This is a genomic window from Caballeronia sp. GAWG1-1 (assembly GCF_023631465.1).
Lineage (GTDB): Bacteria > Pseudomonadota > Gammaproteobacteria > Burkholderiales > Burkholderiaceae > Caballeronia.
Genome location: NZ_JALQDB010000072.1, coordinates 1 through 9,167, shown reverse-complemented (window position 1 = coordinate 9,167; position 9,167 = coordinate 1). Strand labels below are relative to the sequence as shown.

At 57.5% G+C, this 9,167-nt stretch carries 8 protein-coding genes; 7 read left to right on the top strand and 1 reads right to left on the bottom strand.

The genetic code is table 11. From position 1 onward, the window contains the following. The first annotated feature begins 259 nt into the window (after nt 1–259). The 7 genes from NCT03_RS33130 (at nt 260) to NCT03_RS33100 (ending at nt 8,502) form a co-directional block, all read left to right on the top strand. Entirely contained in the window at nt 260–1,507 is a 1,248-nt protein-coding gene (locus NCT03_RS33130) for a tyrosine-type recombinase/integrase (RefSeq protein ID WP_250495460.1), read from the top strand. Further along, nucleotides 1,507–2,109, top strand: coding sequence for a hypothetical protein (locus NCT03_RS33125; RefSeq protein WP_250495459.1), 603 nt, complete (start codon nt 1,507–1,509; stop codon nt 2,107–2,109). The genes NCT03_RS33130 and NCT03_RS33125 overlap by 1 nt, the downstream gene beginning before the upstream one ends. A 119-nt stretch (nt 2,110–2,228) precedes the next feature. After that, the gene (locus NCT03_RS33120) at nt 2,229–2,432 is read left to right on the top strand and encodes a helix-turn-helix transcriptional regulator (RefSeq protein ID WP_250495458.1); all 204 of its coding nucleotides are present in this window, start codon (nt 2,229–2,231) and stop codon (nt 2,430–2,432) included. After that, complete coding sequence (locus NCT03_RS33115; protein WP_250495457.1) at nt 2,429–3,061, top strand: hypothetical protein; 633 nt, start codon at nt 2,429–2,431, stop codon at nt 3,059–3,061. Before NCT03_RS33120 ends, NCT03_RS33115 begins: the two co-directional genes overlap by 4 nt. 79 nt (nt 3,062–3,140) lie before the next feature. Beyond that, on the top strand, nt 3,141–3,704 hold the full coding sequence (locus NCT03_RS33110; RefSeq protein ID WP_250495456.1) for a hypothetical protein: 564 nt from the start codon (nt 3,141–3,143) through the stop codon (nt 3,702–3,704). Further along, nucleotides 3,701–5,413, top strand: coding sequence for a hypothetical protein (locus NCT03_RS33105; protein WP_250495455.1), 1,713 nt, complete (start codon nt 3,701–3,703; stop codon nt 5,411–5,413). The genes NCT03_RS33110 and NCT03_RS33105 overlap by 4 nt, the downstream gene beginning before the upstream one ends. After that, the gene (locus tag NCT03_RS33100) at nt 5,413–8,502 is read left to right on the top strand and encodes a lytic transglycosylase domain-containing protein (RefSeq protein ID WP_250495454.1); all 3,090 of its coding nucleotides are present in this window, start codon (nt 5,413–5,415) and stop codon (nt 8,500–8,502) included. The genes NCT03_RS33105 and NCT03_RS33100 overlap by 1 nt, the downstream gene beginning before the upstream one ends. On the opposite strand, the gene NCT03_RS33095 is transcribed toward NCT03_RS33100, so the two are convergent. Beyond that, nucleotides 8,480–8,884: a hypothetical protein gene (locus tag NCT03_RS33095; RefSeq protein WP_250470058.1), complete on the bottom strand. Its 405-nt coding sequence runs from the start codon at nt 8,882–8,884 to the stop codon at nt 8,480–8,482. The genes NCT03_RS33100 and NCT03_RS33095 overlap by 23 nt on opposite strands. Nucleotides 8,885–9,167: the final 283 nt, after the last annotated feature.

Here is a 9,167-nt window from a genome sequence, read left to right as displayed (position 1 = left end):
TTGGCTAGATCGATGCTCAGCAACGCGACGCTCATGACGGCCTCCGTTCATTCGTGGATCAGGGACTGTTCATATTGTTCCGGACTAGCTCTAAACGCCTCTACACCAATCTAACGCGTCGTCCGGAAGGCGTTGTTGTATAAGCCTTTTGGAGCACATTCATCTATAGTCATCTAACGCAATCCAAAGTAAAATTAGTAGCTAGGCTAGTAGCTAGATCAGTAGCCAGCAGGGGCAGACACTAATTCGGGGTGTGACGATGGCGGGTAGGCTTAAAGGCAATCCACTGACAGACTTGGAAATACGGCAGTTCGTGGCAGCGGGCATCGCTGGTGCACGATCAGACGGCGCTGGCTTGACGCTCACGTTGAGCAAGGCGGGAACAGCGGCCTGGATTCTTCGCTTCAGTCACGGCGGCAAGCAGCAGGAGATGACGCTCGGTCGCTATCCGGATATCAAGTTAGCGACGGCACGCAAGATGGCCTCTGAAAAGCGCGTTGAAGTGCAACAGGGCATTAACCCGGCGCTTGCTGCTAGAAAGGCCAAGAGCGTTGTCGATTGGAACGTCCGCCAGCTTGTCGCGGACTACAGGGACCGCGTTCTGGCGCACCTAGCCGATAGCACGCAGCGTAGTTATGGCCGGAACCTGACGCGTATTGAGAACGCGCTTGGCTCTATGCCGATTAGAGCCGTGGAACCGGCTGAAATTGTTGCCATGATCGAGCGAGCAAGACTTGGATGGGTAGAGGCGAATACGCTGCTGATTGTCACGAAGGCGATCTACCGTCATGCGGCTGGCAAAAAATTGGTAAGCGCTAACCCGGTGGTGGGCATCGAGCTTTCTGCCATCGTCGGTAAGCGCCCTCCGAAGCGTACGCGCTTAATGCTCAGCGCCGAAGAAATCCGCGAAGTCACGAATGCCAAGATGAACGACGCTAACCGATTGTCGGCCTGCATCCTCCTAGCCACGGGCGTACGGGCATCGGAGTTGTTCACATCGGTGCGTAAGGACGTCTACTTAGATGAATCGCGCTGGCACATTCCCAAGAGCAAGACGGGTCCGGAAATGGATATTCCGCTAGCCCCTAGCGTCGTCCAATGGTTCCGTGAACTGTTTGTGGTCGGCGGCGAATCAAAGTATTCGGTTCCTGCAAGACTGCGCACACGCATTGAACGTCTTGGCGGTGACGCTAACGTGTCGAAGGACGCCTTGCGTGAAGCAATTGATTTCTGGATCGAAAACGCAGACCCGACGCCAAAGATTCGCCGCTTTACGCCGCATGATCTGCGCTCGACCATGAAATCTCATATGCGTCGTCTTGGCGTGTCACGCGATATTTCGGAAATGTGTTTGAATCATGCGCTGCCGGGTGTTGAAGGCGTTTATGACCAGTACCATTACTGGGACGAGCGCCGCGCTGCATTGGAACTGTGGGCCGCGTTCATCGAGTCGTGCAGGACTGGCGCTGAATGGAATGTGACGCCGCTGCATCGGACGGCTGCCTAATGGACAAGCCGACCATTACGGACGCCACGAGCGCACAAGAAATCGCTGCGCTGATGGCATTCCCCGGTGATGGAAACGCCCGCAACGCATATGCCCTACATCAAGCGCTGTACGACAAGATTAGGCGTGGTGAGTCGGTCATGCTTTCGGCCGATCATTTTGTGTTGCTTACTTGGAATTCTCAGTTTGCCTATCCGCGCTTGATGGACGATGCGAGCGAAGCGATACGGCGGGCAAAGATTGCGGCATGGGAGCTAGTGCGCCAGTGGCTCTCAGTGACTGACGATCCACCTTCCTTCGAACAGTTGCGCCGCGAGCACGATGATTTGGCTGGTAAGCGAACCGCAACGGACAAGAACACATTCCTTAAGTATCGCCGTGCTGCCGAGCCTGTCATCCATTTGTGGATGGCGTGGCATGCCGTCTATCGCGACGAACATATGACGGATGAACGCTTCGCAACACTGATCCGGACAGAGCAGGGCCGTCGCCTTTTCCTTTACACCGCGAACGCTGCCGCCGAATGGTTGGCGTGCCAAGTATCAACAAAAGGAAGGCAGGTCCCGGTAAATGTCGATCAGCTAATCCCGATCACGCTCTAAGCCTTATGCGGAAAGGATCGACAGGTGAATTTGCATTTCACCTGCTTTCGCCTTCCACTCCGTGTTGGCATTCTTGACCCATGCAAAGACGTCCAACATGGACCAGAGAGGGGTAGGGAATGGCGACAAACAAATATCTGCGACCAAAAGATGCGGCGGCAAAGCTCGGGATGGGTCTGAGCACGATCTACTGGAAAGTTGAGAACGATGCGAGCTTCCCGCGCCCGGTTAAGTTCAGCGAGAAGACAACTGTTTTCATTGAGTCTGAACTGGACGCATGGGCTGATGCGCGAGTGGCGGAGTCGCGCAAGGCGACGGCATGACTAGCCCCATAAACGAGAAACGCCCGATGCATGATCGAGCGTTCTCCGCCGCAATTCGGAACGACCAGGAACCACTTGCGCCGCGCATGAATAATATCCCAACGCCGGGCGTCACGAAACTAGGTGGCGCGTCGTTGTTCGACTCAATGCTATTTCCAAACGATCCTGCATATAGGTATCGGCTCAGACTTCAGCGAGATATCGACGCGGACGCTACCGAGTGTTTCACGAACAGCGATATCAAGCTCACCTCCACGATCAGCGTCAAAGAACTCAATTTGGCGGTAAGTAGGTCGCTTGAGAGCGCCTGCAGTGCTGCCTTTCCAGTCGTTGCGTCATTCGCGTTAGGAGTCAGCCTGACAAAAGCGTGGCGGCTTGGACGGAAATGTCACGTGATCTTTGATATCTCCGAGGACACGTTTCGTAATAGGCGAGAAGAATTCTCAACCGTCCTGCATCTGTGGTGCGCTCACGTGAACTATCTTTCATATGCTCCTGAATCTCCAATGGTTCCGATCCCGTTTGCTGAATTTGAACAAGCGGCACGGTACTTCGCGAGAAAGATGCTCGAATATCGAGATAGGAAGAAAGATGCCGTATTCACTGGTCCGTTTTTAGGCCTTGACTGACACCCCGAGCCGCGTTTCGGGGTATTCCTTTACGTGAAGCCACCAGCCACAATTGGCTAACCACTAATTGGCAGCGACCATGACACCAATCAAATTCTCTCAAGCTTTAGCAATCGATCTGCGGCGTCTTGCGTCATCGATCGATTCAATAGAGGCATCGCTCTATCTTGAGCAGCAGCAAATGGATGCAACTCATCGGCTTGCTCTCCGTGCCGCTGAAGAAACGCAGCGCGAAGCGGGGCAGGTTGCTACCTGGCTCATGTCCCAGGCAGAGATGCTCGACGCGCCATTATCTATCGGTGACGAGGCGGAATTTTTGGTGCGCAGGACGGCGGCGCGTGCTTCTCTTCATATGTGCACGGCATTATTTCAAACGTTGGTTGTGAGATTGCTTGATGTAGTCCATCGGTTGCCAGAGCAAGACTCGCAGCGAGACAGCATTTACGCCCTGGTCAGTTCGCTGTCTTTCGCGCTCCACGAAACACTAGCGCTAAATGAAGCGGCGGGCCTTGTGACCTATGGCGATGAAGTGCTGATCACTGGCCTCTCAAAGGCTGCGGAATCATGCACGCCGGGGCAAGGGAAGCCGGTTCGCGCCGTGTTGGACCATGCTGCTGAAGCGTTGAAAGGAGGGCAATCGTGAGCCTTTTGCAAACCCTCATCTCTGCGGGCTATGACCCGGACACGGCTGCTTCGCTCGTTGCGAAGAGCGGTCAAGGCCCGGCAGCAGCGAGCGCCCCGCCGATTGGCGGATTGTTGGGCGTTTTGGGTTCTCCGACACTCAACTCCGGCACGTACGGCGCGGCGGTTACGCCTTTGTCCAATGATTCGGTGATCACGCCTTCGAGTATGGGTACGTTCAAGGTCCAACAGTCGGCAGACCCCACTTCGGCAGGCGTAGCGGCGCTGCCGAACGCTGGCGATCCGGCTGCGCGCGACTTCGTACCGCCGACAACGGATGCGGCGACGGCTCCGCAGACTGGGGGCCTTCTCGGGGTCATGCAGGATAGTCCCCAAGACCAGACGTCTCAGGCGGGGCTGCTCGGATCACTGGGACCGGCGATTCGAGAGGCATCTCAGACGCCTCAAGCATCCAGCGATTTGACCAGTGCATTCGGCGATAAGCTCGCTCAGATTGGACATACGCTTACTAATTTAAACCCAGCCCAAGCACAGGGTCTGCTTGCGTTCGGATCGACCATATTGCAGGCCAATGACGGCCAACACAACCTTGGTCAATCAATCGGTTACGGTGCCGGGGCAGGCATGAGTGCTTTTAATGCACAACGGCAAGTTGAGTTGCAACAAGCGGCGGCACAGCAGCAAGCAGCTTTTGAAAGGCAGAAGCTCGGACAAGAGCAACAGCGATGGCAGACGGAAACCAATCTCAAGACGCAACAGCAGTCGTTTGATCAGCAATATCGGACTCAACAAGCCCAGTTCGAAGGCTATAAATACGCGCATCCGAACCTTGTGCCGACGCAGACGAGCGATGCACAGGGAAATGCAGTGACAATGTTTGTCGATCCGCAGACGGGGCGTGTCGCGCCGAACTCCCCCGCACTACCTGCTGCACCAAAGTATGCGCAGGTTGATACGGGCGGTGGTGTGTCGATCTATAACGAGAACCGTCCGCAGGCGGGTCCGGTTGCGAACTTCAACAAGTCGCCCACGCCGCAGATGATGCAGCAGCAATCCCAGCCCACTGACGGGCAGATCAAGGATTACGACGCCGCCGATACGACCATCCGTGCGCAACGGACCAACGCGCAGAAAGCTACTGATACGGCTGACGCGATCATGCGCAACCCGAGCGATAACGGCGCGATTGCATCGCGGTGGAATCAGTGGGTTGGCGATCCGAGCGCGACGCAGGTCCAGTATGACCAAGTAATCAGCGCCGCGACGAAGGCTAACTTGGCTGGCCTTGGATCGGGTAGCGGCATCAGCGATAAGGATATGGCCTTCGCGGCTCGCGGTTTGCCCGGGCCGAACGCATCGGCTGCCGAGAAAGCGGCGTTCCTTCGCGGCTACAGCAAGATCACCAACGCACTGGCCGATCAGACGCAGGACGTTAATGATTTCTCGCGCGCCAATGGTCGATTCGGTCAGGGTCCTTCGCAAGCGCCGATCACGGTCAACGGGATCAGTCTCCCGGCTGGCACTAACGCGACACAATTTGCAACCAAGGCGTCAGCGCTGCGAACCGCCAATAGCGTCGCCATGCAGTCGGACGCCGACCTGAAGAAGCAGGCAGGCAATGACGGTGCAGCATTCCACACGCTCGAAGTACAACGCGCACAAGCGCGCCAATTCATCGAAACGATGCGTCAGCAAGGGGTAATCAAGTAATGGCGAACCTCCAAGATAACCCGTTCTTTGCGGCGTTCTCGTCCGCTGACGCATCGGCACCCGTCACGCCTGCAGCACCATCCGCAGACGCATCTGACTTCATCGCGCGTATTCGGGGTGCTGAGTCGAACAACGCGCCAGATAGTTCGACCATCACCAATCCGAAAAGCGGTGCGATGGGCGCTATGCAGGTTATGCCTGCGACTTCCCGTGATCCTGGATTCGGCATTAAGCCGAGCAATGGCACTCCGGAAGATAACGTGCGCGTGGGCAATGAGTACGCAGCGCAAATGCTTCAACGTTATAACGGCAATCAAGCTCATGCTGCTGCAGCATATAACTGGGGTCCCAGGAATGTCGATAAGTGGATTGCGGCAGGTGCAGACCCGGCCAAGCTGCCCGCCGAGACGCGTGGATATGTGGCAAAGGTGGCAGGCCTGCAACAGGTGCCGACCTTTGGCGCGCAACCTCAGCAACAGGCTTCAGCGCCGGTCCAGCAAGTGCCTGACTCGCTGAAGGGCAATCCTTTCGCAGAGTCTTTTTTTGGCTCTGATGTAGTGGGCGGCAAGCGCTCTGATACTGCGGCCGTAAGCGTATCGGGTTCGCCCGTTAGCCAAGCTGTTCAGCCGTCGCAACAACAAGAAGACAACACCTATCTTGGACGTTCGATTCGCGACGCAAAGACGTTCCTGTCGCATCCGCTGGACGGTATTTATTCCGCCGCTGCTGGCGCAGGTAACGAGCTTTGGCGGGTCGGCGCACGTGCTGAACATGCCATTGGCGCGGGTCTGTCGGGCGTTGGCTTGACGGGCGCAGGCAACGCGCTTCAAGGCAACGCAGACTCGATCTACGACAGCGCGAACCGCCGCGACCGCGCGACGCCTCAACCTGCTATGGCGGTCGGCGGGGCCATGTTGCCGCAGGCGGGGATTGCTGTCGCCGCGCCCGCAACGATCCCGGCTCAAGCGCTCGTCGCTGGTACGCTTGGAGCGAGTGACGCCGCAATGAATGGCGGCAGCGGGCTTGATATTGGTATTGGTGGCGCGACTAATGCGGCGCTCGGGGCATTTGGTCAAGCGCTTGGGCCGCTTGCAAGTACGGCTTATCGCGGCGCGCGTAATGCCATGACGGCACTATCCCCGGAAGCCTCGGCGGCTGCACGGGCTGCTGGTGCTGTTGAAGGCGATATTGGAAATGTCGTTAGTAACCTCCGCGCGAATGCCGATTCACCTATTGCGGGTGTTCAGCGCACGGCAGCAGAGGCCGCCGACAACACCGGAATTACGGGCTTGCAGCGTGGGCAGAGCGTGCGGGATACGGCCTTCGCGAATCGTGCCAATGAGAACAACGCGGCCCGCCAGAGCGCAACGCGCGCCGCTGTTGGCGACTTAGATGCGGATACGGCAGCGTTCGTGCAGGCCCAGGCAGACCGCGTTGCAGCGGGGCAAGCAGAATTGCCGCCCATTAGCCAAGCGCAAGCAGATGCGATGCAGACGCCAGTGTATGGGCAGGCGATCAGCGATGCCCGAAAAGCTGCGAGCAATGCCGCAGCAGGTGGGCGTACGGCCTTCAATGCTCAAGCTGATGCGGTGCAGTCGGATTTACGGCAGGGTATTGCAGACGTAGCGGGAACGCCAGAATCGTTGGCTGCGATGCGCGCACAACGCGGCGCAACCGCTGCTGACGACTTCCTGAGCACCCACGTTGGCATTAGAGCGGATGATCCGAAGTTCCAGGCATTGCTCCAGAAACCCGCTATGAAGTCGGCGATGAATCAGGCGTCGATTGACGCGCAGAATTCTGGCGGCAGCCTTTTCGCAACCGCCGCGAACCGAGCTAAGACGAACTTAGGCGGCTCGGCACCGCAGCCAGTACAGTATGTGTCGGGCCGTGGCTTGACGTTGGCGAAACAAGCGCTTGATGACCAGATCGGTGCGGCTGCTCGGGCGGGTGAAAGCGGTAAGGTTGCCAATCTTATGGGCGTCAAGCGTGACCTAGTTGGCTTCCTCGACCAGAATATCCCTGAGTACGGTGCAGCACGCGACGCTTATGCAAAGGCGAGCGGACCGATTGACGCTTTGCAGACGCTGCAAGATTCCTTGCGCAGCGCAGTCAACCCAGTGGATGGAACCGTCAATGCTGGAGCCTTGAAAGGCGCTATCGACCGCATCCTGCGCGAGCAAGCCAAGCCCGGCATTCGCGCGGCTGACAAAGTGTCGTCGGACCAACTCGCTGCGCTTGTCGATCTGAGCAAACGGGCCGCTAGTGCTGAGCGAAACATGGTCGGACTGTCGGGGAAAGGCCAAGAGGATTTGCGTGTTGCGCTCGCTAGTCGTGCTGGTCGCAACGACCAGGCAGCAGCGGCAGCTAAAGACTCGTTCGACCAGTACCTGGCTTCTCAGTCTCCGAACTACGCCGAATATACGCGCGGTGCAGCCACGACCGGACGTGACATTGAATCGCGCGGCATCCTCCGCGACTTTGCTAACAAGGTTGACTTCAACGCTAATGACGCTTCGGGCGGTCCGCAGATAGCGTATAACCAAGCGCGCTCATCTCTGCTCGACAAGGGGTTGATGGGCGACGCGGGCGTTTATGCTGGAAATTTGCTTGACGACCTGAAACGTGCAACAACCGCTGCGGCACCGGTCGGGCCGGCAGGATCACAGACCGCAACGAATGCGGCAGGCCTTCTTGCCTTGCTCATGCAAGGTGGCGGACTTGGCAATGCTGCGACCGGTGCTACGGCTGGCGCAGGTATCTTTCACGCGCTCTCAAGCGGGACGCTGGAAGGCACAGGAATCGCGGTTGGCGCGCTTGTCGGCAAAGCAGCGCTTAACCGCATTACAAGCAACCTCGCGGCTAGAACCGACAAGCAGTTAAGCAACCTGCTGCTTGATCCGAAGAAGTTGGCGAGCGCTCTGGAGAAGTTTGCGAAGACCGACGCTGAAAAGAAGGCGGCGACCGAGCTTATCAAGCAACGTGTCGCCGCATCGGGCCGGGTCGGCGCGAGGGTGGTAGCGAACTTTGAAGCAGACCGCGAAGCGAATCGACGCCATAAAGAGACTAGTGCAGCAGCAACGCGATAAAGCAGGCGCATGCCGTTACTACACCGGCATCCAGTGCGATCAGGACGGCGCTCTTACGGCCGGTCTTGATCGATTTGGGATAAACAGGCATCGGCTGTGCAGGCTGTCTAAATAACTTCCACGCGCGTCGGATGGCTTGGCCGCCAAGGTTGCCCCAAATAACCAACAGCACTAGGCTTGCTGCTCCGAAGATGGCGAGGCAAAACATGCTGATTAGGTCGTTGAAGTGTGCTGCAAGCCAGATCGTCGTAGCGAATACAACGGCGCTGATTGGTGCGAGCAGCAGCCAGATGACCCGTTCTCGGGTTTCGAGAATCGTCGGTATTGCAGTGATGAAGAGCCATCCCGCGATGAGGCAAGAGATTAGAACGACAGCGAGCATGATTTTTAGCCGAGAGTGATGGCACGACGTTCGGTAAATCGAACGTCTTCAATATCTCCGCATTCCACACCTTGAGCACTCGCCAGTCTGCGGGTCTTCCCGCAAAGTGCGTATTTCGGACGAAGGTGACCGGCCGCTTCGGGATCGTGACCGACGATTTCGGCAACGTGACCGGCCGTTTCGGGAACGTGACCGAACGGACCGGAGTAAGCGCCTCGCGGCGGCCATTCTCGATGCATTGCGCACGTATGGCATGCTCGTGGCAGTGCGGTGACCAAAGGTT

Excerpts from the sequence above, each read along its gene's own strand:
- NCT03_RS33130 (WP_250495460.1), top strand. The coding sequence starts at position 260 with ATGGCGGGTAGGCTTAAAGGCAATCCACTGACAGACTTGGAAATACGG.
- NCT03_RS33110 (WP_250495456.1), top strand. The coding sequence starts at position 3,141 with ATGACACCAATCAAATTCTCTCAAGCTTTAGCAATCGATCTGCGGCGT.
- NCT03_RS33125 (WP_250495459.1), top strand. The coding sequence starts at position 1,507 with ATGGACAAGCCGACCATTACGGACGCCACGAGCGCACAAGAAATCGCT.
- NCT03_RS33100 (WP_250495454.1), top strand. The coding sequence starts at position 5,413 with ATGGCGAACCTCCAAGATAACCCGTTCTTTGCGGCGTTCTCGTCCGCT.
- NCT03_RS33120 (WP_250495458.1), top strand. The coding sequence starts at position 2,229 with ATGGCGACAAACAAATATCTGCGACCAAAAGATGCGGCGGCAAAGCTC.
- NCT03_RS33095 (WP_250470058.1), bottom strand. The coding sequence starts at position 8,884 with ATGCTCGCTGTCGTTCTAATCTCTTGCCTCATCGCGGGATGGCTCTTC.
- NCT03_RS33115 (WP_250495457.1), top strand. The coding sequence starts at position 2,429 with ATGACTAGCCCCATAAACGAGAAACGCCCGATGCATGATCGAGCGTTC.